Here is a 24,289-nt window from a genome sequence, read left to right as displayed (position 1 = left end):
GGTCAGCCTCCCTGCTTGCGGACATAGTTATGGGGAATGAAGGGCATCGCGGTCACGGTGCAGGGCACGCGCTTGCCGCGCACTTCGGCCGCAACCGCAGTTCCAGGCGCGGCGAGGCCCGTCGGGACATATCCCATGGCAATCGGCGCGCCGACGCTGGGGGCGAAGCCGCCCGACGTCACGACGCCAATCTCGGTGTCGCCATCGAACAGCGTGGCGCCTTCGCGGACGGGCATCTTGCCCTCGATCAGCAGACCGACGCGCTTGCGGGGAGCGCCGTCGGCGAGATGGCCGAGGATGCGCGCGGCGCCCGGGAAATTCGCTTCCTCGCGGCGGCGCTTGCTGATCGCGAAGCCGAGGTCGCCTTCGACGGGATCGGTCGCGGGGTCGAGATCGTGACCGTAGAGCGGCAGCCCGGCCTCGAGACGCAGGCTGTCGCGTGCGCCGAGTCCGATCGGCTTGACTTCGTCCATCGCGCAGAGCGCGTCGGCAAATGCTTCGAGCGCTTCGTTCGGGAGCGAGATCTCAAAGCCGTCCTCACCCGTATAGCCCGAGCGGCTGATCGCGATGGCATGGCCATTCCAGGTCGCAGGCATTGCCTGCATGAAGACGAGGGTCGCGGCGTCGGGCACCAGCCGCGCCAGCGCCTCGGCCGCCTTGGGGCCCTGCAGCGCGAGCAGCCCGTAATCCTCATTGTGGTTGAGTGTGATATCGTCGGGCAGCGCCTCGCGCAGATGGGCGATGTCGTCCCATTTGACCGCGCCGTTGACAACGACGCCATATTGCGCGCCCTCGTTGGTGATCATCAGATCGTCGAGGATGCCGCCATCGTCGGAGAGCAGCAGCGAATAGCGCATGCGGCCCGGTTTCAGCCCCGCGATATCGCCCGGAACGAGCGCTTCGAGCGCCGCGGCGGCATCATCGCCGGCGATCGACAACTGGCCCATGTGGCTGACGTCGAACAGGCCTGCGTTTTCGCGCACCCACAGATGTTCGGCCATGATGCCTTCATATTGGATCGGCATCCAGTAACCGGCGAATTCGACCATCCGGCCGCCCTTCGCGCGGTGCCAGGCGTCGAGCGGCAGGGTCGCGGGCGGAACCGCTTCGTCGGTCGCAAAATCACTACCGTCGCTCATCACGCGAACTCCCGTCCAAGGCACGGCAAGGTGCGGCCCGATGCCGCCTTGTCGCCATGCCCCCTCTGTCACGGGAACCTGAGAGTTTTCCTCCATAAATCATGGAGTTACCCCTTCGGTGGCCCCGACAATCGCCGGGACGCTTTCCAGAGTGTCCGTTCCAGTCCGCGCGGTCCGCTTGACCTGAGAGTTTCCGGGGCGGTTGCTCCTTCGGTGGCGAGGCGCGGGTCACCCCGCCCCCGCGCTCTCCCGCGCGGCCGGTCGAATCCCTTGACGGGAGCCGACAGACGCCCGAGCCTTGGCGGCGCCCCTGCCGAGAGTCAATCGGCGAGCCGCCGCATCGAGTCATTTTCGTGGATATGGACGCCCGGACCGCCTTGCCCCGCGAGCGCGCCGATGGCTCTTGCGACGACGGCAGCGGGAATCGAGCGATAGCGGCGCAGCGACCCGCGGAGCAGGACGTCGGTGACAGGGGCGACCGCCGACGCGATCCCCTCCCCCAGCCGCGGCGGCCCCGCGCGTTCGCCGGTCAGCAGGCCGGGGCGCATGATGTCGAGCCGGGCGAACCCGAGCGCGCGCAGCCCGTCCTCGGTCTCGCCCTTGGTCCTGAGGTAGAAGTTGCGGCTCTGCGCCGACGCGCCGACCGCGCTGACGACGATCATCTGCGTCGCTCCGCCGAGCCTTGCGCCGCGCGCGGCGGACAGGATCAGGTCATGATCGACGGCGCGGAACGCGGCCTGCGAGCCCGCCTGCCGGATCGTTGTGCCGAGACAGCAGACCAGAACCGGCGGCCTTTCGGCGGCGATCATGTCGGCCCAGCGTTCGGGCGGTGCGACAAGCAGCGCGTGCCGTTCGGGCACATCATCCATCGGCCGGCGCGCGAGAATGGTCAGCCGGCGACCGGCGGCAACGGCGATGACCGCCCGTCCGATCAGGCCGGTGGCACCGACGAGGAGAATATCGGAGGGCGGAACGCTCATCGTCTCACCCTATACCCGTTACCCGGCGCTTGTCGAAGCCCGTCCGGAACGCCCGCGACGGTCAGACATGCGCGAGCGCGGCGGGCACCTCGGCGCGTCCGAATATCTCTGCGTAGCGGTCGATCGCAAAACGGTCGGTCATGCCGGCGATATAGTCGCCGATGTGACGCACCGTCGCCTCTGCACCGCCCGGGACGCGCGCCGCCCAGTCGGCGCCCATCAGTCGCGGATCAGCGGCATAGGCCGCAAACAGCCGCGCGATGACATGGTGCGCCGCTCCCGCGGCGGCAATCTGTTCGGGATGATGATAGAGGTTGGCGTACATGAAGCGCTTGAGATCGCGCTCGCTCGCCGCCAGGTCCGCCGAGAATTCGCCAAGCGTCCGCCCGGCCGCCCGCACATCGTCGACATTGGCGACCCCGGCCGCGGCGACATTGGCCGCGGTCGTCGCGATGACGTCGTTGACCATCACGCCGATCTGGTCGCGCACCAGTTCACGCAGCAGCCGGTCGTGCGGCGCGCCGGGAAAGCGTGCTTCGACCGCGCGAAAATTCGCCGCGACGAACGGCTGTTCCATCAACTGGTCGAGCGCGAGCAGCCCCGCGCGCAGTCCGTCGTCGATGTCGTGATTGTCATAGGCGATATCGTCGGCGACCGCCGCAATCTGGGCTTCCAGACTGGCGTGGCTGGCAAGATCGAGCGGAAAGTCGCCATCGATCTGCGCCAGGGCCCAGCCCGGCCGCGCCACCGGACCATTGTGCTTGGCGAGCCCTTCGAGCGTTTCCCACGTCAGGTTGATGCCGTCGAACAGCGGATAGGGACATTCGAGACGCGCGAGCGTCCGCAATGTGTGGCCGTTGTGATCGAACCCGCCGTGCGCGGCCATTGCCGCCTTTAGCGCATCCTCCCCCGCGTGACCGAAGGGCGGATGACCGATGTCGTGCGCGAGGCAGAGCGCCTCGGTCAGATCCTCGTTGAGCCCCAGCGCGCGCGCGATGCCGCGCCCGATCTGCGCGACCTCGATGCTGTGGGTCAGGCGCACGCGATAATGGTCGAGGTCGGGGGCGACGAAAACCTGCGTCTTGTGGCGCAGCCGACGAAAGGCGATCGAATGGATGATGCGATCGCGGTCGCGCTGAAACGCATCGCGCGGTCCGCGCACGACGCGGCCGGGCTCGCCGTGCAGGCGACCGCGACTGCGGCCCGGATCGCTGGCGCAATGCGCGATGCTCACTTGACGGGATCGACCGTCTGGCCGGCCTCGCTGTTGAACAGGAAGCCGTCGCCGCCCGCCTTCTTGTAATCGCCGAGCCAGTCCTGCGCCGCCTTGCGATCCTTGAACGGACCCACGAGCAACCGCCGCGTCCGGCCCCATTCGGTGGTGGCGCCCGCCTTGCCCTTGAACAGCGCGGGGCTCTTTTTCGCGAACTTGCCGAAATCGGTCGCAAGCGCCCTTGCATTGGCGCCCGTCGCGACCTGGACCCAGATGCGCGCGGGATTGGCCTTCTTTTCGGCCGCTTCGGCCTTGGCTTTTGCCTCGGCTTCGGCCTTTGCCTTGGCGGCGGCCTCGTCCTTCTCGCGCTTCGCCTCGGCGGCCAGTTCGGCCTTGCGCTTGTCGGCGCGCAGCCTCGCGAGCGTCGCCGCATCAACCGCTTCGCTCGCGGGCGCCATCTCCTCGGCCGGAATTTCAAGCGACCCGACGATATCGGCAAGCGATGCGAGCGGGGCGGCCGCGGTCGGCGCAAAGACCGGCGACGCGGCAACCGACGACGATGGCGGCGGCGGGAGCGCTTCGACTGCCGCGGTCGCCGGAGCGGGAGTCGCCGCGCCCGCCGCTGCGGGTACGGATGTCGATGCCGTCCCGGCGGGCTGGCGGATATCCGCAATCGAAAAACCGGGGCCGACGGGACCGCTGTCGCGGACCGCGACGCCGATGGGCGGCGACGCGGCGGGCACGACGGCTGCACTGGCCGCCGGCGGAGCCGGGGACGGCGCCACTGCGGGAGCCGCCTGCGGAGCGGATGCCGCTGCGGACGCAGGCGCCGGACGAACCGGCGTCGGTGCGGCGCTCGCGACGGCGACGCTGGGAGCCTGTCGGGGGCGCAGCGCGGCCGGCGATGCCTGTTCGGGCTGACGACGCGTGCTCACCGCGGGCGGGGTTGCGCTGGCGGGCGTGAGCGTCCCGCGCGCCCGGTCGCGCTCGGTCGTCCGGCGCCGGTCGGGCCGGGTCGCGGCAGGCGCGGGCGTCGCGGCCGGGGGCGGTGTCGCCGCCGCCATCTGCACCGGCGCGCGCGGGGGTCCGAGATTGCCCGACGGAAAGCGTCCGAAATGCGCCGCGGCAGCCTGCTGTGCCGGGTTGAGCCGGTTCATCTGCGTCAGATAGGGCAGGATATTCTGCGCGAGTTGCGGCGGCATTGTCGCGTTGACGATTTCGGTCGCTTCGCCGTTGCGACCGTTGATCGCGAGGATCATCGCGCGCAGGCGCCAGGCCGCGCGATCCTGCGCGCGAAGCTGGCCCGCGAGCATCTGGACCCCGCGATCGGGGTCGCCCGCGATGCCGAGCGACAAGGCGTAGCGGCGCGTCACCTCGTCACTGGGCGCGATCGACAGGGCGAGCTGATAATCGCGCTGCGCGGCCTCCTGCTGGCCGAGCAGATCGCGTGCAAGCCCGCGATCGGCGAGAAAGATCCGCTCGGGTGCGCCGAGCAGTTGCGCCTCGCCGAAATAATCGAGTGCGCGCGTCGGATTTTCCATATGGACCATCGCCGTACCCATCGCGGCCTTGACCGCACCGTCGCGCGGATTGGCCTGTTCGGCGCGGGTCAGAAAGCCCAGCGCGGCACGATAATCCTCGAGCTCGATCGAAGCACGGCCGGCATCGAGCAGCGCGGTGCCGTCATTGGCGTTCGCCGCGATGCGCGCGAGAGCCGAGGACAGCAGGGTCCGCGCGGAGGTCCGCTTTTCCATCGCCGCCCGCGTCGCGGGGTCGGCAGGCGTGACCTGCGCCTGCGCGACGGCGAGCGGAGCCGCTGCAAGCAACAGCGCCGCAAACGCGGCGGCGCTGTGCCGCCCGCGTTCCGGCCTCGCCGTCTTCATCCATCGCCGCATGGGCAAGTTCATCCCGGTCTGGACCGCCCTGCCCTTTGCAGCGGCCGCTGATTCCGCCCTGTTACTGGTTGTTCTGACGATTCAGGAAGCGCGGGATGTCGACCCCGTCGCCCTTGTTGCCGCCATCCTCACCATCGGCCGGGGCCGCGCCGCGCGACAGGCGCGACATACGCTCGAACAGCGTACCGCCGCCGATGTTGCGCGCAGGCGCATCGTCGACCGGAGCAGCCGGCGCCGGAGGCGGCGTCACCTGCTGCCACGCGGGAGCCGCGGGTTCGGGTTCGCCGAGCACGAGTTCGTCCGCAGTGTCGTCATAGGTCGCCGCGACGTTCGAGAGCTCCATCGGCTCTTCGACGGCAGCAGCCGCCGGAGCGGACGCCGGCGCCTCGGCCGGGGTGCTGTCGCCGAGCGAGAAACCCGGCGCCGGATCGGCGGCCGCAGCGGGAGCTTCGGCGACAACCGGTTCGACCGGCTGTTCGGCGACCGGGGCTGCGACGGGAGCCGCGCTGCGCGCCGGCGCAAAGGAGAAGCTGCGCGTCGCGGTGGGGGCCGGCGCGGTGTCGCCGGTGCCGTCGATGCCGGTGGCGACCACCGACACGCGGATCTTGCCCTGCAGCGCTTCGTTGAAGGCGCTGCCCCAGATGATGTTCGCGTCGGGATCGACCAGCTCGCGAATATGGTTCGCGGCTTCGTCGACTTCCATCAGGCGCATGTCCTCGCCGCCGACGATCGAGACGATGACGCCCTTGGCGCCCGCCATCGACACGCCGTCGAGCAGCGGGTTGGCGATCGCCTTCTGCGCCGCTTCGAGCGCGCGGCCGTCGCCTTCGGCTTCGCCGGTGCCCATCATGGCCTTGCCCATTTCGCGCATCACGCTGCGCACGTCGGCGAAGTCGAGGTTGATCAGCCCCGGCATCACCATCAGGTCGGTGATCCCCCGGACGCCCTGCTGGAGCACTTCATCCGCCATGGTGAAGGCTTCCTTGAAGGTCGTGTTCGGGTTGGCGACCAGGAAGAGGTTCTGGTTGGGAATGACGATCAGCGTGTCGACATGTTCCTGCAGCTCGGCGATGCCGGCCTCGGCCGAACGCATGCGCCGCGCGCCTTCGAACATGAAGGGTTTGGTCACCACGCCGACGGTCAGGATACCGCGGTCGCGCGCGGCCTTGGCGATCACCGGCGCAGCGCCGGTTCCGGTGCCGCCGCCCATGCCGGCGGCGACGAAGCACATATGGGCACCGTCGAGCGCATCCTCGACCTGCGCGATCGTTTCCTCGGCGGCCGCACGGCCGACCTCGGGCCGCGAACCCGCGCCAAGCCCCTGGGTGATCTGCGCGCCGAGCTGGATGCGGCGCTCCGCCGGCGAGGCGTTGAGCGCCTGCGCATCGGTGTTGGCGACGATGAAATCGACGCCCTCGACGCGCGCGGCAATCATGTTCGCGATGGCATTGCCACCCGCGCCGCCGACACCGATCACCGCGATCCGCGGCTTCAGCTCATCGACCTGCGGCGGGCCAATATTGATGCTCATCAAACAATCTCCCTGCAGCGGCGAACCCTTGCCGCTTCTTCATCATGCGACCCAGACGGACGGTGGTCCCTGACGCCCGGTTTCCTGTCACCGCATTGCACTATTGTGACGAGGGAATCATCCAAAAAATTAACCCTTTCGGCCATCCAGCCCTCAAAAACTGCTTTTCAACGCAGCGACCAGACGTCCGACGATTCCGCTGCTGCGCGGACGATAGACGTCCTGCGCCATCATCGGCAGGTCGCGCAGGTCGACCGGGTCCGATGCGGCGTAGAGCACCAGCCCGGCGAGCGTCGCGAAGGCCGGCCCCGAATGCGCATCGGGCAGGCCGATCAGCCCCTTCGGGCGGCCGACCCGTGCGGCGCGGCCGAGCGCGCTCTGGGTATAGTCGGCGATGCCCTTGAGATCGGCACCGCCGCCGACGAGCACGACCTGGCGCCCGATCGGACCGACGAAATGCAGGTCCTTCAGCGTCCGCCCGATCTCGCCCATCATCGCGTCGAGCCGCTGGCGGATCACCGAAATGAGCTGCGCGCGCGTGATGCGCGGCGATTCCGCCCCGCTGGGCGCGCCGGGCTCGAGGTCGATCACCTCGACATTGTCGCGCGGGCTCGCCGACGCCGAGCCGTAGAAGCTCTGCAGGCGCTGCGCCTGGCTGCGCCGGATGCCGAACGCCGAGGCGATGTCGTCGGTGATGTCGCTGGCGCCGAAGGGCAGCGACGCCAGTTCGACGAGCATGCCCCCGGCATAGAGCGAAACGGTGGTCACCGACGCCCCGAGTTCGACGAGCGCGACGCCGAGGTCGCGCTCCTCGTCCGACAGGCACGACAGTCCCGCCGCGACGGGCGCGGCGACCACAGCGTTGACGTCGAGATGCGCCTGGCGCACCGCGGCCTCGAGGTTCCGCACCGGGGCGCCGTCGGCCATGATGACATGGATGTCGACGCCGAGCCGGTCGGCGTGGAGCCCGATCGGGTTCTTGACCCCGTTGAGGCCGTCGAGCGTGTAGAGCGCGGGCTGGGCATGGAGGATCATCCGGCCTTCGGGATCGATCCCGGCACGCCCCGCGGCGAGCAGGTCGTCGATATCCTCCTGCTCGATCTTGTGCCCGCCGAGCTCGCTCTCGATCGGGGCGACGTCGCTGAGCAGGCAGCCCGCCGAAAAGGCGACCCAGACGTCGTCGATGTTGAGCCCCGCGATGCGTTCGGCCTGTTCGATCGCCTCGCGCACGACATGCTCGGTCTGTTCCATGTCGGCGACATAGCCGCGCTGAACGCCGCGGCTCTCGCGCTGGCCGGTGCCGAGCACGTGCAGCGTGCCGTCGGCGGTCTGTCCGGCGATCAGCGCGCAGACCTTCCACGACCCGACGTCGAGCGCAGTGATGATCTTTTCGATGCGCGGCGGCGCCATGCTGCTACCCCTCCTCGGCCGCGGTCGCGGCGGCCAGCGCGTCGGCGGCGGCACGCGCGCCTTCGAGCTTGGCGGGCGCGACCTGGCCTTCGTGCGGCAAGCGTAGCACGAAACGGTCGGGGTCGCGCATGTCGAAGCGCAGGATACCGCGACCGAGCAACCGGTTGGCGCCGTCCATATGCGCGAATTTGGCAAGCGCCTTCTGCGCCTCGCCCTCGCCCTCGGGCAGCGACAGCGTCTCGCCGCTGCGGAAGCGCAGGTCCCAGCGGCGGTCGCCGACCCACGTCGCCCCTGCGAGCAATTCCTTGAGGCTGCTCGCCTCGGCGAGCAGGCGATCGAGATCCTGCGCGCGGGTGTTGGCCTTCGGGCCGATGACGAGCGGCAGGTCGGGCATCGTCGCGATGGTCACGGGTTCGAGAACGACGCCCTTTTCGTCGATCAGCGACAGCCGGCCCGAATGCTGCCAGATCGCCGCCGGGGTGCGTTCGACGATGTCGACGACGAGCGTGTCGGGCAGGCGGCGCGACACGCGCGCATCCTTGATCCAGCCATATTTCATCAGATCGCCGCGCACCGCCGCAAGGTCGAGCGCCGCCATCGAGCGGTCCTTCTGCGCGAGCGCGATGTCATAGACCTTGAGCCGGTCGATCCGCTCGGCGCCCACGACCTCGACCTTCCGGACCTGGAACCCGGCGCGGCCGACCATCTGCGCCCATTCTTCCTGCACCTTCGCGGTCACGCCAGTGACATGCGCCGCAAGGCCGAGCACCGCGAACAGGCCAAGACCGATCGTCCAGTTCGCCACCTGCTGAAGCCGCCGCGGGCTGATCGGCAGCGCATTGATCGCAGCATCGACGCGCGAGGTCTTGATTGTCTTGCGTTTTTTGGGCGCGCGCGCCGGGCGGCGCGGCGGTGCCGTCGGACGCTTGATTCTGGTACTGCTCACGATAACGCTTCCCCCACGATGCGTTCGACCAATTCCGCATACTCCATGCCGACCGCCCGCGCCTGTTCGGGCACGAGGCTGAGCGGCGTCATCCCCGGCTGGGTGTTGACCTCGAGCAGGTAGATCCCCGCGAGGCCATGTTCGTCGTCCCAGCGGAAGTCCGAGCGCGACGCGCCCCGGCAGCCGAGCAGCCGGTGCGCCTGCACCGCGAGGTCCTTCATCCGCTGCGCGACGTCGTCGGGGACGTCGGCGGGGCAGACATGTTCGGTCAGCCCCTCGGTATATTTGGCGTCATAGTCGTAGAAACCCGATTTGACGCGCAGTTCGGTGACGGCGAGCGCCCGGCCCCCGAGCACCGCGACGGTCAGCTCGCGCCCCTTGATGAAGGGTTCGGCGAGCAGGCGGTCGAACTCCTGCCACGGACCCACCGCGCCGCGCGCGATCGGGTTGCCGTAATTGCTGTCGTCCTTGACGATCGCGACCCCGACCGACGAGCCTTCGTTGACGGGCTTGAGCACATAGGGGCGCGGCAAGGGGTCAACGGTAAAGAGGCTTTCGCTGTCGACCATCGTCCCCGTCGGCATGGGAACACCGTGCGGCACGAGCGCCTGCTTCGTCAATTCCTTGTCGATCGCGATCACCGAGGTGACGAGCCCGCTGTGCGTATATTTGAGCCCCATCAGGTCGAGCATGCCCTGCACCGTGCCGTCCTCGCCCGGGACGCCGTGGAGCGCGTTGAAGACGACGTCGGGTTTCGCCTCGGCCAGCCGCAGCGCGACGTCGCGGTCCATGTCGATGCGCGTGACCCGGTGCCCGCGGCTTTCGAGCGCGTCGGCGATGCCCTTGCCGCTCATCAGCGACACCTCGCGTTCGGCGGACCAGCCGCCCATCAGGACGGCGACGTGCCAGGGACCGCGGCTCATAATTCAACTCCGATATTCAAAACCGTTTGTCCTGAGCTTGTCGAAGGCCCGCCCTTTTCTTTTGACGCGGGCAAGCAAGAACAGTCCTTCGACAAGCTCAGGACAAACGGAATGAGATAGCGCAGCGTCACTTCTTCACTCCCACGCGCTGAATTTCCCATTGCAGCTCGACGCCGCTCTTTTCCTTTACGCGGCGGCGGACTTCCTCGCCGAGCGCTTCGATGTCGGCGCTCGTCGCGTCGCCGGTGTTGATCAGGAAATTGGTGTGCTTCTCGCTGACCTGCGCGCCGCCGACCGCGAGGCCGCGGCAACCGGCCGCGTCGACCAATTGCCATGCCTTGTGGCCGTCGGGGTTCTTGAAGGTCGAGCCGCCGGTTTTGGAGCGCAACGGCTGCGACGCCTCGCGGCTCGCCGAGATGCGATCCATTTCGGCCTGAATGGCGGCGGGTTCGTCCCGATAGCCACGGAACGTGGCGCCGACGACGACGGCACCTCCGGGCAGCTCGCTATGGCGATAAGTGTATCCCAGATCTTCCAAGCCAAGAAATTTGCGCTGCCCCGATCGAAGCACGACCTCGCAGCTGATCAGAATGTCCTTGACCTCACGGCCGTAGGCGCCGCCGTTCATCCGGACGAAGCCGCCCACGGTGCCTGGAATCGAACGCAGAAATTCGAGACCGCCTACGCCCGCATCTCGCGCTGTCGAAGATACAAGAATGCCAGACGCGCCGCCGCCACAGCGAAGCGTCGTCCCGTCCAGCACTTCGACTTTCGCAAAAGCCTTGCCGAGGCGGACGACGACGCCCGGAAAGCCGCCGTCGCGCACGATCAGGTTCGAGCCGAGGCCGAGCGCCATCACCGGGATCGCGGGATCGAGATCGCGGAGGAAATCGGAAAGGTCGTCGGCGTCCTTCGGCTCGAACAGCCAGTCGGCGGGGCCGCCCGACTTGAACCAGACGAGCGGTGCGAGCGGGGCCTTGGCCGTCAGCTTGCCGCGAACGGCCGGGAGGGTAGCGGTATCACTCACGACCACGCCCCTTCCCGTTCGCATCGAGCGAAGTCGAGATGCCCATCAGGCTTGGCGTCGTGCTCCGGGGTGTCTCGACTTCGCTCGACACGAACGGATTGAGAGGATGGTGGAAAAAGCTGCACATCAGGCACCCTCCACCGCCGCGGCGAGACCAGCCGCGACCTTGGTGATGTCGCCCGCACCGAGGCAGATGATCTTGTCGCCCGCGCCGAGTTCGCCCGCGGCGATCGCGGCGGCGATGCTCGCAGCCAGCGCGGCGGGATCGGCGACGACATTCGCCTGGCGGTGCCCGCGATCGCGCAGGCCGGCGACGAGCGTGTCCGACGACACGCCCTCGATCGGCGCCTCGCCCGCCGCGTAGACGGGCAGCGCGAGCACCATGTCGGCGTCGTTAAACGCCTGCTGGAAATCGTCCATATGGTCGCGCAGGCGCGTGAAACGGTGCGGCTGGACGACCGCGACGACGCGGCCGGCGCCGACACCCTCGCGCGCCGCCGACAGCACGGCGCGGATCTCGACGGGGTGATGGGCGTAATCGTCGATGACGGTGACAACGCCCTCACCCGCCGCGATCTCGCCGACCTTGGTGAAGCGGCGCTTGACCCCGGCGAAGCCGTTGAAGCCCGACACGATCTTGTCGTCGGTCACGCCCATGTGCAGCGAGACCGCGATCGCGGCGAGTGCGTTCTGGACGTTGTGGCGCCCCGACATCGGCAGGTGGATGCCCTCGATCGTCCGGCTGTTCCCGTCGCGGTCGCGCACGACGACGTCGAAGCGGTTGCCGTCGGCGCCGGGGGTCACATTGGTGCCGCGCACGTCGGCCTGCGCCGAGAAGCCATAGGTGACGATACGGCGATCGCGAATACGCGGAATGATCGCCTGCACCTCGGGATGGTCGAGGCAGAGCATCGCGGCGCCGTAGAAGGGCACATTTTCGATGAACTCGACGAAGGCGTCCTTGATCGCGTCGAAACTGCCATAATGGTCGAGATGTTCGGGATCGATGTTGGTGACGACCGCAACCGTGCCATCGAGACGCAGGAAGCTGCCGTCGCTCTCGTCGGCCTCGACCACCATCCAGTCGCTGGCGCCGAGGCGCGCATTCGAGCCGTAATTGTTGATGATGCCGCCGTTGATCACCGTCGGGTCGATCCCGCCCGCGTCGAGCAGCGCCGCAACGAGACTGGTCGTCGTCGTCTTGCCGTGCGTGCCCGCGATGGCGACGGTCGATTTGAGGCGCATCAGTTCGGCGAGCATCTCGGCGCGGCGGACGATCGGGATGCGCTGCGCGAGCGCGGCCTCGACCTCGGGATTGCCGCGCTTGACCGCGGTCGAGGTCACGACCACGGCGACACCGTCGACGTTCGATGCCGCGTGCCCGATCGCAACCTTGATCCCGCGCTTGCGGAGACCCTCGACGACATAGGAGTCGGCGATGTCGCTGCCCTGTACCTGATAGCCGAGGTTGTGCATCACCTCTGCAATGCCCGACATGCCGATGCCGCCGATGCCGATGAAATGGATGGTGCCGATGTCGGTCGCAACGCCGCGCATTACCTGTCTCCCGCGCGGGTGGCGGCGACGCCGCCGGCGACGGCGGCCGAACGCGACGGCGCACCGACGCGGATCACGTCCATCATCGGCGGTGCCGCCATCGATTCGACCAGATCGGCAAGGTCGCGTGTCGCGTCGGGCAGGCCGCAGCTCGCCGCGCGTTCCGCCGCCTCTTCGAGCGCGCCGGGTTCGAGCGCCATGCGCTGGATCTGCTTGGCGAGCGCCGACGGGGTGAAATCGGGCTGGGCAAAGGATACCGCCCCGCCCGCCTCGACGAGGTCGGCGACGTTCCACGTCTGGTGATTGTCCATCGCGTGCGGATAGGGGATGAATACCGCGGGGCGTCCCGCGCAGGCGAGTTCGGCGACGGTCGAGGCGCCTGCCCGCGCGATGACGAGGTGTGCCCAGCGCATGCGGTCGGGGATGTCGGCGAAGTAGGGCGCGCATTCGGCGGCGACGCCGAGCTCGGCGTAGCGCGCGCGCACCCCCTCGATATCGGCTTCGCGCGCCTGCTGGACGATCTGGAGGCGATCGAGCAGCGCGCGCGGCAGCATCGCGACGGCGGCGGGGACGACTTCGCTGAGCACCGTGGCGCCGAGGCTGCCCCCGACGACGAGCAGGCGGAGGATGCCGTCCTCGGGCAGCGGCGGATAGCCTTCCTCGCGGATCGCGATCACTTCCTCGCGTACCGGGTTGCCGGTGAGGTGGCGCCTCGCTTCGAGCGCGGGCGGGAAGCGATGGATGTTGCGATAGGCGACCGCGATCGCATCGACGCGCCCGGCCATCAGCCGGTTGGTGCGGCCGAGCACGGCATTTTGTTCGTGGATCACGCTCGGCCGCTTCATCGCCCTGGCGGCGAGCAGGCTGGGGAGCGAGGGATAGCCGCCGAAGCCGACGACGACCGCGGGGTCGAAGTCGCGGATCAGGTCGATCGCCATGCGCCGTCCCTTGCGGATCGCGAGCGCGGCCTTGACCCAGCCGACCGGGCCGCCGTGGACGCGCCCGGCGGGCAGGACGTGCGTTTCAAGCTCGTCGGGCTTGCCGGGGATTTTCAGCCCGCGATCGTCGCTGACCAGCGCGACGCGGTGCCCGCGCGCGATCAGTTCGCCCGCGAGCGCATAGGCGGGAAGCACATGGCCACCGGTACCCCCGGCGGCGAGAAGGAAATGGCGCGTTGCGGTCATCGGCGGGCCGTCATTTTTTGTTCCAGTTGCGGGTCATCGACACGCGTGCGGCATAGGGGTTCCGCCGGGTCAGCGACAAGAGCAAACCCATGCCGATCGACAAAGCGATCATCGACGAACCGCCATAGCTGATGAAGGGCAAGGTCATGCCCTTTGACGGAAAAAGCTGGGTGTTCACCGCCATGTTGATGATCGCCTGCCCCCCGAACTGCGCAACGAGGCCGGCGACGGCGAGGATCAGGAAGCTGTCCTCCTCGTCGAGCAGGCGGACGAGGACGCGCACGATGATCGCGAGATAGAGGATCGCGATCGCGATGCACGCAATCATCCCGAACTCCTCGCCGATGACCGAGAAGATATAGTCGGTGTGCGCTTCGGGGAGCTGGAACTTGGCGAGCCCGGCGCCGGGGCCGGTGCCGATCAGCCCGCCGGCGGTCAGCGTGGCGTGCGCCTTGTCGACCTGGAAGCTGTCGCCTTCGGCGAAGAGCCAGATGTTGATGCGCTGCTGCGCGACCGGATAGAAGAAATAGGCGAGCACGAGCCCCGCCAGTCCGGCCCCGGCGAGCGCGCCCATGATCCGCATCGACAGGCCCGCGACGAGCACGAGCACGAGCAGGGTGCCGACGAAGATGATCGTCTGTCCGAGGTCGGGCTGCGCCATCAGCAGCACCGCGATGATCCCGGTGAGGAGGAAGGCGAGCGGCACGACGGGCAGGCTCTGGTCGTGCAGCCGCAGCGAGAGCACCCACGCCAGCGCGACCGCGAAGAAGGGTTTGAGGAATTCCGACGGCTGGAGCCGGAGGAGGCCGCTGCCGAGCCAGCGCTGCGCGCCGTTCACCTCGGTCCCGATCAAGGGCACGAGGAACAGCAGGAAGGTGAAGATCACGGTGCCGTAGATCGCGAAACGCCGCGCCTGCGGCTTGGGCAGCATCGACACGGCGAGCATCACCGGCACGCCGAGGATCACCCACATCAGCTGGCGGTAGAAATAATAGAGCGGGTCGAGCGACGCGGTCGAGGTCGACAGTTTCTGTGCCGCGACGGGCGAGGCCGCGGTGACCGCGACGAGCCCGGTCGCGATCAGCATCGACACGAGCAGCAGCAGCACGCGGTCGATTTCCCAGAACCACAGGCCAAGCGGGGTGCGATCGGCGCGGCTGAGCCGCGGCCCGCGCCGCTTGCTGGTGCGCGCCTGCACGACGATCGGCCGTTCCCCCGTTGCGTCCATATTGTCGAACCCCCGGCTCATGCCCCGAATGCCCTGACGATCGCGCGGAAGCGGTCGCCGCGCTCCTCATAATCCTTGAACTGGTCGAACGAGGCGCAGGCCGGCGACAGCAGCACGATATCGCCCGGCGCGGCGGCGGCGGCGGCGCGCGCGACCGCGGTCGCGAGGTCGCCCGAGCGGTCGACCGGGATCGCGTCGCCGATTTCGGCGGCAAAGCCCTCCATCGCCTCGCCGATCAGATAGGCCGCCTTGACGTGGCAGAACCACGGCCGGCACGCCGCGAGCCCGTCGCCCTTGGCCTGCCCGCCCGCAATCCAGTGGAGACGCTGGTCCGGCGCCGGCGGAAAGGCCGCCAGCGCCGGTGCAGCGGAAGCCGCGTTGGTCGCCTTGCTGTCATTGAACCAGCGGACGCCAGCGACTTCGCCGACCAATTCCATGCGATGCGGCAGCGATTTGTACGTCGCGAGGCCGCGCTCGATCGCTTCGTCGTTCAAACCCAGCACGCGGCACACCGCGATCGCGCAGACCGCGTTCTGGGCGTTGTGCGGCCCCTGCAATGCGGGCCAGCGCATCTGGTCGGCGGGGTCGACGTCCTTTGCCGAGACGCGGTGGAGACGGTGGTTGATGCGGCTCGCGATCATCTTCGACGGATCATCGTCGACCGCGACGATCGCGACCTGACCCTGGTGCTGGAGGCTGAACAATCGCGCCTTCGACGCGGTGTAGCCCGCGAAACCGTCGTAGCGGTCGAGATGGTCGGGCGAAATGTTGGTGAGCACCGCGACGTCGCACGCGAGGCTGTGCGCGAGGTCGAGCTGGTAGCTCGACAGTTCGAGGACATAGACCCCGGTGCCGTTTTCATTGGGGGCGAGCGGATCGCGCGACAGGATCGGCAGGCCGATATTGCCGCCCATCAGCGCGGGCACCCCCGCGCTTTCGAGCATGTGGGTGACGAGCGCGGTCACCGTCGACTTGCCGTTGGTGCCGGTGATGCCGACGATGCGGTGCGGCGGCAGGTCGGCGGCCGCCTCGGCGAACAGCTCGACGTCGCCGATCACCGGGACATGCGCCGCGCGCGCGTGCGCGGCGATCGGGTGACGGTTGAGCGGTACGCCGGGCGACACGACGACGCCCGCAAAACCGATCAGGTCGATCTCGAGCGGATTGCCGATGTCGGCGCCGAGCGCCATCGCCTCGTCGCGCGCGGCCTCGCGGTCGTCCCACGCGGTGACCCCCGCGCCGCTGGCGATCAGCGCCTCGACCGCCGCGAGCCCCGAGCGCGCCAGCCCCAGCACCGCGTAGCGGCGGCCGGCAAAGGCGCGCGACGTGATCACCGCAGCTTCAGGGTCGCGAGCCCCGCGAGCGCGAGGACGATCGAGACGATCCAGAAGCGGATGACGACGGTCGATTCGGGCCAGCCAAGCTGCTCGAAATGATGGTGGATCGGCGCCATGCGGAAGACGCGCTTGCCGGTGCGCTTGTACCAGAAGACCTGGATGATCACCGACAGCGCCTCGACCACGAACAGCCCGCCGATGATTACGAGCACGAGCTCGTGCTGCGCGGTGACCGCGATCGTCGCGAGCGCGCCGCCCAATGCAAGGCTGCCGGTGTCGCCCATGAACACCGCGGCGGGGGGGGCGTTGAACCAGAGGAAGGCGAGGCAGGCGCCGATGATCGCCGCGGCGAAGATCGCGAGCTCGCCCGCCCCCGGCACGTGCGGGATGCCGAGATAGCCGGCGAACTTCGCATTGCCCGAGAGGTAGACGATGACGAGGAAGGCAAGGCTGGCGATGATCACGGGAAAGGTCGCGAGCCCGTCGAGCCCGTCGGTGAGGTTCACCGCATTGCCGAAACCGACGATCAGCACCATCGCGAAGACATAATAGAGCGGCCCGAGCGGGATCACGATGTCGTTGAAGAAGGGGAGATAGAGGTCGGTGCCGGTGCGCGAGACGATCAGCAGCACCGCGACCGCGGCGATCGCGAATTCGATCAGCAGCCGCACCCGCCCCGGAATGCCGCGGTGGCTGGACTTGGTGACCTTGTCATAATCGTCGAGGAAGCCGACGACCGCGAAGCCCGCGGTGACGAAGAGGCACGCCCACACGAAGCGGTTCGAGAGGTCCATCCACAGGAGCGCCGAGATCATCAGCGCGATGAGGATCATCAGCCCGCCCATCGTCGGCGTGCCCTTTTTGGCGAGATGGCTCTGCGGCCCGTCGTCGCGGATCGGCTGGCCCTTGCCCTGGCGCATGCGCAGCATCAGGATGAAGCGCGGCCCGATCCACAGTCCGATGATCAGCGCGGTGGCGACCGCGGCGCCCGACCGAAAGCTCAAATAACGAATGAGGTTGAGCGCCCCCGGAAAGCCAAGCCATTCCGCCAGCCAGTACAGCATCAAATTTCCCCGTTGGTCAGCGCCGTCACGAGATGCGACAGGCCAACGCTGTTCGACCCCTTGACCAGCACGGCGTCGCCGGCGCGGATCAAGTCGTTCAGCCGCTCTCTGGCGGCCCGATGGTCGGGCACATGCGCGAAATCGATACGCCCCTCAAGCGCTTTGGCGAGCGGCGCCATTTCTTCGCCGACGAGCAAGGCGAACTGCACGTCCGCCGCGACGAGCGGAGCCGCGAGCCCCGCATGATAGCCCTCGCCGCCCGCGCCGAGTTCCTTCATCGCGCCGAGAATCGCCACCCTGCGGTCGGCGGATTCGCTGCCAAACTGGGCGATCGTCGCCGCCATCGACGCGGGATTGGCGTTGTAGCTTTCGTCGATCAGCAGGATATGCCCGCCGCCGAAGGCCAGGCGATGCCGCGCCCCGCGCCCCGCGAGCCCCGCCATCTCGGCAAAGGCGAGTCCCGCCGCGGGCAGGTCGCCGCCGACCGCCTTGACCGCCGCCAGCACCGCGAGCGCGTTCGACACCCAGTGTGCGCCGGCCTGCGCGATGGTGAAGCAGAGCAAGGCGTCCTGCACCTGCGCGGTGACGAGCGAACCGCCCTGGCCGTCGGGCAGCCAGTCGATCGCGCGGACGTCGGCCCCCTCGGTCAGCCCGAAGCTGACGATATGCGCGGCGTGCCGTTCGGCCTTTGCGCGCAGCCGCGCATAATGCGGACTGTCGAAAGGCAGGATCGCGGTGCCGCCGGGTTCGAGCCCCTCGAAAATCTCGCCCTTGGCGTCGGCGATGGCTTCCTCGCTGCCGAAATATTCCATGTGCGCGGGGGCGATGGTCGTGACGATGGCGACGTGCGGCCGGACCATGCGGGTCAGCGCGGCGAGTTCGTCGGCATGGTTCATCCCCATTTCGAACACGCCGTAGTCGGCGGTCGACGGCATGCGCGCGAGGCTCAGCGGCACGCCGACATGGTTGTTGTAGCTCTTGACCGAGCGATGCGCCCGGCCGGGGCGGAAACGGTCGAGCGCCGCAAACAGCGCCTCCTTCGTCCCCGTCTTGCCGGCCGAACCGGTGACGCCGATGATGCGGCCGCGGCACCGCGCGCGCGACGCGACGCCGAGCGCGTCGAGCGCGGCGACGCTGTCGGCGACGCGCACATGCGGATGGTCGATCGCGGTTTCGCACACGACGCCCGCGGCGCCCGCGGCGATCGCCTTGTCGATGAATTTGTGGCCGTCGGTCGCCTCGCCCTTCATCGCGACGAACAGGTCGCCCCGCCCCACTTCGCGCGAATCGAAGGCGACGCCCTGGACGGTGAAGTCGGCGCTGGCCGTGCCGTTCGTCGCGGCCGCGATGGCGCGGGCGGTCCACAGCGGGTTCATGCGGCGCACTCGCGCGCGACGCTGACGTCGTCGAAGGGAATGACGCGCATCGCGTCGCCGCGCCCGACGATCTGGCCCTGCTCGTGCCCCTTGCCCGCGATGCACACGATGTCGTCGGCGCGCGCCTCTGCAATCGCGGCGGCGATCGCTTCGCGGCGGTCGCCGATCACCCGCGCATCGGGCGCGCCCGCCGCAATGGCGGCGCGGATCTCCGCGGCATCCTCGCCGCGCGGATTGTCGTCGGTGATGATCGCGACGTCGGCCTTCGCCGCCGCGACCCGGCCCATCTCGGGGCGCTTGTCCTTGTCGCGGTCGCCGCCGGCGCCGAACACGAGGATCAACCGCCCGGTCGCGTGCGGCCGCAGCGCGTCGAGCGCGGCCTCGATCGCGTCGGGGGTGTGCGCATAGTCGACATAGACCGGCGCCCCCGTCGCGGTGATCGCGGCGCGCTCGAGGCGCCCGGGAACGGGTTGCAGGCGCGCGAGATTGGCGAGCGTCTGGCCGGCGTCGCCGCCCGTCGCAATCACCAGCCCCGCCGCGACCAGCGCATTGGCGACCTGATAGGCGCCGATCAGCGGCAGCGTCACCTTTTGCACGAGCGGCCCGGCCTGGATCAGCAGCGACTGGCCGAGCTGGGTCGGTTCGCGGCTGACGAGGCGAAGATCCGCCCCCTCGCGGCCAACGGTCAATATCCTGAGCCCGCGCTGCTTCGCCTCGTGTTCCGCCGCCGCCGACCAGATGTCGTCGTTCCAGATCACGACGGTGCCGGCGGGATCGACGACCTCGCGGAACAGCCGCATCTTGGCGGCCATATAGGTTTCCATGTCGCCATGATAATCGAGGTGATCGTGGCTGAGGTTGGTGAAGGCCGCCGCCTTCACCGGCAGGCCTTCGGTGCGATACTGGTCGAGGCCGTGGCTCGACGCTTCGAAGGCGGCGTGGGTGACGCCCTCGGCGGCGAGACCCGACATGTTCGACAGGAAGGTGACGATATCGGGCGTGGTCAGCCCGGTGACGACGCGCTCGTTCGAGGTCGTCACGCCGAGCGTCCCGATCGAGGCGGCGTTGAATCCCGCCATGCGCCACAGCTGGCGCGTCATTTCGACCGTCGAGGTCTTGCCGTTGGTCCCCGTCACCGCGACGCAGCAGGCGGGGAAACGGTGAAAGAAGCGCGCCGCGATATGCGCGAAGGCGCGGCGCGGGTTGGCGTCGGCGATGTGCACCGCGCCTTCGACCCGCGCTTCGGGGCGTGCGACGATCGCGATCGCGCCCGCAGCGATCGCTGCGGCGATATAATCCTCGCCATTGAATTTTTCGCCGACGAAGGCGCCGAAAATCGTGCCCGGCGCGACCTTGCGATGGTCGATGGCGAGCCCGGTGACGACGGGGTCGGCACCGCCCAGATCATGATGTTCGAGCAGCGCCGCCAGACGCATTATTCGCCTTCTTCCTTTTTCCGGATCAGCGGGAGCAGTTCGGACACGTCGACGTCGCGGCTTTCGTCGGGGAAGACGCCGAGCATCGGCCCCGCGCGTTCGACCACCTTCTTGATCACCGGCGCCGCGGTCCAGCCCGCGGTGCGCTGGCCCGAGCTGAAGGCGTTGCCCTTCGGCTCGTCGATCATCGCGATGACGACATAGCGCGGATTATCCATCGGAAAGGCGGCCGCGAAGGTCGCGACAACCGACGTCCGGCGATAGCCGCCCGCCCCCGGCTTTTCCGCGCTGCCCGTCTTGCCACCGACGCGGAAGCCCGGCGCGTTCGCCTGTTTGCCGGTGCCGTCGGAGACGATCAGGCGGAGCAGCTGGCGCATGCGCGCGCTGGTTGCCGCCTTGAAGACGCGGCGTCCCTCGGGCGGGGCCTTGTCGCCGAGCTTGAGCATCGTCGCAGGACGATAGATGCCGCCGTTGACGAGCGCGGCATAGGCGCTCGCAAGATGGAGCGGGGTCACCGCGATGCCGTGGCCGTAGCTGGTCGTCATCGTCGTGATGCGTCCCCAGTCGCGCGGCCACAGCGGGAAGGCGCGTTCCTTGAGCTCGATTCCCGGGCGCTTGTCGAAATCGAGGCTGCGGAACAGCACTTCCATCTTTTCGCGGCCGAGTTCGTCGGCGATGCGCGCGGTCGCGATGTTCGAGCTCTGGATCAGCGTTTCGGGCACATTGTACCAGCGGCCGGGATGGCTGTCGCGGATACGGAAACCCGCGATCGCAAGCGGCGCGCTGGCGTCGTAGCGACGCGCCATGCTGGTGACGGTGCCATTGTCGATCGCCGCCGCGATCGAGAGCGGCTTGAAGGTCGAGCCCAGCTCGTAGAGATTATAGGTCACCGCGTTGCGCCGCGTCATTGGGTCGCTGCCGGTGAGCTTGTTCGGGTTGAAGGTCGGCAGCGAGGTCATCGCGAGCACTTCGCCGGTGTGCACGTCGAGGATGATCCCCGCGCCGCCGATCGCCTCGAGATTGGTGACCGCGTTGCCGAGTTCGCTTTCGAGCACGCCCTGGACGCGCGAATCGATCGACAGCGCGAGCGGTTCGCCGCGCGTCGCGGCGTCGGTCAGCCGCGCATCGAACGCGCCTTCCATGCCGGTGACGCCCTGCCCCTCGGCATTGAGGAAGCCGAGCGCGTGCGCGGCGAGCGACATCTGGGGATAGAGGCGTTCCTTTTCGCGCGGGAAATCGAAACCGATTTCGCCGATCGCATTCACTGCCGCGACCTGATCGGGCAGCGCGCGGCGGCGGATATAGGTCGAGCGCGAACCGCTCAGCTTTGCCAGAAATTCCTCGCGCGGGGTGTCGGGGAAGATCTTGACCAGTTCGTCGGCCAGATAGGCGCGATCGTTGAGCAGCTTCGACGGCACGACGCGGATCGAATAGCCGTCGATCGTACGCGCGAGCGGGATGCCGTTGCGGTCGACGATGTCGGCGCGCGCGGGCACGAAGGCGGCCGAACCGCCCTGCCGTCCGCCGGTGTCGAACACCGCGAAATAGAGGAGCCGCACCGACACGAGCAGAATCGCCGCCATGAACAGCAGCATCAGGATCATCAGCCGCTGCTGCGCGGTCAGCAGGATCTGCTGGCGCACACCGGCGGTGCGGACGCGTGTGGGGCGGACGACGAGGGTGTTCATCGGCCGCGCGATTCCCCGGCTTCGGCGGCAGCGGCGCGCTTGAGGTCGGCGAGGGTCGATTCGGCGAGCAGTTGATCCTCGATCATCTTGAGCTGTTCGCGGCGGCGCGTCGGCGCCATGCGCGGGGACACGTCGGACTGGACGGCGGCGGCCGCGACCTTGACCGTGGCCGGCTTCGTCGCGGCGGCGGCCGCGGTTTCGACCGGCTGTGCCTTTTCGGGGATCGCGACGGGCGAGACCATCGCCATCAGCACCGGCGCGACCTCGTTGGCGCCGCGCGCGCGCGGCACGCGGCCGAGCGACGCGAGCTGGCGCTCGTTTTCGAGATACTGGCTCGCCGACGGCGCCGAATAGCCGAAGGTTTCGGCATTCCACTGTTCGAGCTGGCGCATCGAGGCGCGCACCGCGAGTTCGGATTCGAGGTAGCGGATGTTGCTGCGCGTGCTTTCGATCTGGCGGTTGATCTGCGCCAGTTCGCTACGCGTCGCCGCCACCTTGAGCGACACCGGATAGAGCATCATCGCGAAGAGGAGCACGAGCAGGACGAGCCCGATCCCCTGGAGCTTGCGCGCCGCCATCAGCATGACATTGCCTCCCTTGCCGTCAAACCATCGGACCATGCGGGCGCGCCGGTGCGCACCGCGCTGCGCAGCGTCGCCGAACGCGCGCGCGGGTTGCGCGCCTCTTCGGCCTTGCCCGGCCGCACCTTGCGCGCCGGGGTCTCGAATGTTGCGGCCCGCGCCGGAGGGGCGAGCGCGGGCCGGTGGCGCGACGCGCGGACATCGCCACCGCTGCGTTCGCGCAGGAAATTCTTCACGATGCGATCCTCGGTACTGTGAAAACTGACGACGGCGAGACGCCCGCCGGGACGGAGCAGCCGTTCGGCGGCGTCGAGCCCGGCCCGGAGCTCGTCGAGCTCGGCGTTGATGTGGATGCGGATCGCCTGGAAACTGCGCGTCGCCGGGTCCTTCGGGGCGCCCGGCGGGTGGCGCAGCGCCTTGCGGATCGTCGCCGCAAGCTCGCCCGTGCGCGCGAAGGGCCGGTCGGCGACGATCGCCCGCGCGACGCGGCGCGACTGGCGCTCGTCGCCATAATGGTAGAGCACGTCGGCGATCTCCGCCTCGTCGGCGCGGTTGATCCAGTCGGCCGCGCTCTCGCCGTCCTGCGCCATGCGCATGTCGAGCGGGCCGTCGTTCTGGAACGAAAAGCCGCGGTCGGCGCGGTCGAGCTGCATCGACGAGACGCCGATGTCGAAGACGATGCCGTCGACTTCGCCGATGCCGCGCTCGGCGAGCAGCCGGTCGATCTCGCCGAAGCGGCCGTGGACGAGCGTCAGATGGCCGCCGGCCTCGGCGACCAGCGCCGCGCCCTCGGCGATCGCGTCGGGATCGCGGTCGCAGCCGACCACCTCGGCACCCGCGGCGAGCAGCGCGCGCGTATAGCCGCCCGCACCGAAGGTCGCGTCGACGTGGCGCTCGCCGGGGGTGATGGCGAGCGCGGCGACGACTTCTTCGCGGAGCACCGGGTCATGGCGCGGATCGCGGGGAAGTTCGCTCATTTGCGCCCCTTCCCCTTCGTCGCTTCCCACGCGCTCCCCATGCGGCGGAGGCGGGGGTTCGCCTCTTCGCAGCGGGCGAGTTCGGGGAGCCACCAGATCTCGAAGCGCCGCCCCGCGCCGACGAAGGCGCAGGCGCCGTTTTCATACGCCTGGCCGGCGCTTTCCTCGGTGAGGTCGCGGTGCGAGAAACCGGGGAGGAAGCGGCCGCTGTCGTCGAGCGTATAGGCCTTGGCGAATTCGAAGCGCTTCTTGAACTCGGCATCCTCGTCGAAGTCGAGGTTGCGCTGGCGCGCGGTCTCGCGGTCGCGTTCGATCTCGCCGCTGAGGCGGTCATACTGGTCCTGGCCATAGGCGACCAGACAGGGCAGCTTTTCATGGAAGCTGACCCAGAGCACGCGCTGGCCATCCGCATTGAGGGGCACATTGTTGCGGAATTCGGAGGGGACGGCGATCCGCCCCTTGCCATCGATCGCGGCGAATTCGGTGCCGGAATAGCTGCCGGGCGTCACAACCGCCATCGATCTGCCCCCTGCCTGACACCCTGGGCAAAACTTTCCCGACCCCGGAATCGCGAAATTCCGAATCCAGTGACTCAGGCGGAGATTGCCCCTCTCCGATTCCTGCCTACCAGCAACCCGTCGGGGTGGAAAGGGGAAATTTCGGGATAATCAGGGCAAATAGACCACAATCCGGGGTGAAATCGGGGCACGCGGGTCAAAAGGGGCGCCGCGCGCGCGCCGGCGCCGCCGCGGGCGGCGCGACGATCGGGCGATGTTCGAGGGAAAAGCCGCACAAAT

Annotated in this window: 20 protein-coding genes and 2 riboswitches; all 20 genes read right to left on the bottom strand. The window is 68.6% G+C overall.

Annotated elements, in window-relative coordinates; translation table 11 throughout:
• Positions 1-2 precede the first annotated feature (2 nt).
• A complete protein-coding gene (gene gcvT, locus EAO27_RS03985; RefSeq protein WP_242777331.1) occupies positions 3-1,139 on the bottom strand; it encodes a glycine cleavage system aminomethyltransferase GcvT in 1,137 nt (378 codons plus the stop codon).
• 55 nt (positions 1,140-1,194) lie between these two features.
• Positions 1,195-1,299, bottom strand: a riboswitch (glycine riboswitch).
• Positions 1,300-1,401, bottom strand: a riboswitch (glycine riboswitch). It abuts the riboswitch before it with no gap.
• A gap of 58 nt (positions 1,402-1,459) precedes the next feature.
• A complete protein-coding gene (locus EAO27_RS03980) occupies positions 1,460-2,119 on the bottom strand; it encodes an NAD-dependent dehydratase (protein ID WP_242777329.1) in 660 nt (219 codons plus the stop codon).
• Positions 2,120-2,180: 61 nt separating this feature from the next.
• Positions 2,181-3,353: a deoxyguanosinetriphosphate triphosphohydrolase gene (locus EAO27_RS03975; RefSeq protein WP_242777327.1), complete on the bottom strand. Its 1,173-nt coding sequence runs from the start codon at positions 3,351-3,353 to the stop codon at positions 2,181-2,183.
• A complete protein-coding gene (locus EAO27_RS03970; protein ID WP_242777325.1) occupies positions 3,350-5,227 on the bottom strand; it encodes an SPOR domain-containing protein in 1,878 nt (625 codons plus the stop codon). Before EAO27_RS03970 ends, EAO27_RS03975 begins: the two co-directional genes overlap by 4 nt.
• Before the next feature lie 61 nt (positions 5,228-5,288).
• The gene (gene ftsZ, locus EAO27_RS03965; RefSeq protein ID WP_242777323.1) at positions 5,289-6,758 is read right to left on the bottom strand and encodes a cell division protein FtsZ; all 1,470 of its coding nucleotides are present in this window, start codon (positions 6,756-6,758) and stop codon (positions 5,289-5,291) included.
• Between the two features lie 153 nt (positions 6,759-6,911).
• Positions 6,912-8,168 (bottom strand): cell division protein FtsA, encoded by a 1,257-nt coding sequence (ftsA, locus tag EAO27_RS03960; RefSeq protein ID WP_242777322.1) that lies wholly within the window; start codon positions 8,166-8,168, stop codon positions 6,912-6,914.
• A gap of 4 nt (positions 8,169-8,172) precedes the next feature.
• Positions 8,173-9,114: a cell division protein FtsQ/DivIB gene (locus tag EAO27_RS03955; RefSeq protein ID WP_242777319.1), complete on the bottom strand. Its 942-nt coding sequence runs from the start codon at positions 9,112-9,114 to the stop codon at positions 8,173-8,175.
• Entirely contained in the window at positions 9,111-10,037 is a 927-nt protein-coding gene (locus tag EAO27_RS03950; protein WP_242777317.1) for a D-alanine--D-alanine ligase, read from the bottom strand. The genes EAO27_RS03955 and EAO27_RS03950 overlap by 4 nt, the downstream gene beginning before the upstream one ends.
• Positions 10,038-10,164: 127 nt before the next feature.
• On the bottom strand, positions 10,165-11,088 hold the full coding sequence (gene murB / locus EAO27_RS03945) for a UDP-N-acetylmuramate dehydrogenase (protein ID WP_242777315.1): 924 nt from the start codon (positions 11,086-11,088) through the stop codon (positions 10,165-10,167).
• A 102-nt stretch (positions 11,089-11,190) separates the two neighbouring features.
• Positions 11,191-12,621 (bottom strand): UDP-N-acetylmuramate--L-alanine ligase, encoded by a 1,431-nt coding sequence (murC, locus tag EAO27_RS03940; RefSeq protein ID WP_242777313.1) that lies wholly within the window; start codon positions 12,619-12,621, stop codon positions 11,191-11,193.
• Positions 12,621-13,805, bottom strand: coding sequence for an undecaprenyldiphospho-muramoylpentapeptide beta-N-acetylglucosaminyltransferase (murG, locus tag EAO27_RS03935; RefSeq protein ID WP_242777311.1), 1,185 nt, complete (start codon positions 13,803-13,805; stop codon positions 12,621-12,623). Before murG ends, murC begins: the two co-directional genes overlap by 1 nt.
• 10 nt (positions 13,806-13,815) lie before the next feature.
• The gene (locus EAO27_RS03930) at positions 13,816-15,054 is read right to left on the bottom strand and encodes a putative peptidoglycan glycosyltransferase FtsW (protein WP_242777309.1); all 1,239 of its coding nucleotides are present in this window, start codon (positions 15,052-15,054) and stop codon (positions 13,816-13,818) included.
• A complete protein-coding gene (murD, locus tag EAO27_RS03925; protein WP_242777308.1) occupies positions 15,051-16,367 on the bottom strand; it encodes a UDP-N-acetylmuramoyl-L-alanine--D-glutamate ligase in 1,317 nt (438 codons plus the stop codon). Before murD ends, EAO27_RS03930 begins: the two co-directional genes overlap by 4 nt.
• Complete coding sequence (mraY, locus tag EAO27_RS03920) at positions 16,364-17,434, bottom strand: phospho-N-acetylmuramoyl-pentapeptide-transferase (RefSeq protein ID WP_242777307.1); 1,071 nt, start codon at positions 17,432-17,434, stop codon at positions 16,364-16,366. The genes murD and mraY overlap by 4 nt, the downstream gene beginning before the upstream one ends.
• Positions 17,434-18,810, bottom strand: coding sequence for a UDP-N-acetylmuramoyl-tripeptide--D-alanyl-D-alanine ligase (murF, locus tag EAO27_RS03915; RefSeq protein WP_242777305.1), 1,377 nt, complete (start codon positions 18,808-18,810; stop codon positions 17,434-17,436). Before murF ends, mraY begins: the two co-directional genes overlap by 1 nt.
• Positions 18,807-20,246, bottom strand: a complete 1,440-nt coding sequence (locus EAO27_RS03910; protein WP_242777303.1) for a UDP-N-acetylmuramoyl-L-alanyl-D-glutamate--2,6-diaminopimelate ligase — start codon at positions 20,244-20,246, stop codon at positions 18,807-18,809. Before EAO27_RS03910 ends, murF begins: the two co-directional genes overlap by 4 nt.
• Positions 20,246-21,934, bottom strand: coding sequence for a penicillin-binding protein 2 (locus EAO27_RS03905; RefSeq protein WP_242777301.1), 1,689 nt, complete (start codon positions 21,932-21,934; stop codon positions 20,246-20,248). The genes EAO27_RS03910 and EAO27_RS03905 overlap by 1 nt, the downstream gene beginning before the upstream one ends.
• Complete coding sequence (locus EAO27_RS03900; RefSeq protein WP_242777299.1) at positions 21,931-22,554, bottom strand: hypothetical protein; 624 nt, start codon at positions 22,552-22,554, stop codon at positions 21,931-21,933. The genes EAO27_RS03905 and EAO27_RS03900 overlap by 4 nt, the downstream gene beginning before the upstream one ends.
• Entirely contained in the window at positions 22,512-23,492 is a 981-nt protein-coding gene (rsmH, locus tag EAO27_RS03895; protein WP_242777297.1) for a 16S rRNA (cytosine(1402)-N(4))-methyltransferase RsmH, read from the bottom strand. The genes EAO27_RS03900 and rsmH overlap by 43 nt, the downstream gene beginning before the upstream one ends.
• A complete protein-coding gene (locus EAO27_RS03890) occupies positions 23,489-24,010 on the bottom strand; it encodes a division/cell wall cluster transcriptional repressor MraZ (protein WP_242777295.1) in 522 nt (173 codons plus the stop codon). The genes rsmH and EAO27_RS03890 overlap by 4 nt, the downstream gene beginning before the upstream one ends.
• Positions 24,011-24,289: the final 279 nt, after the last annotated feature.

Origin of the sequence: Sphingopyxis sp. YF1 (assembly GCF_022701295.1) — a bacterium.
GTDB lineage: Bacteria > Pseudomonadota > Alphaproteobacteria > Sphingomonadales > Sphingomonadaceae > Sphingopyxis.
The sequence above is the reverse complement of the archived record's forward strand: the minus strand, read 5'-3'. Positions and strand labels throughout refer to the sequence as shown.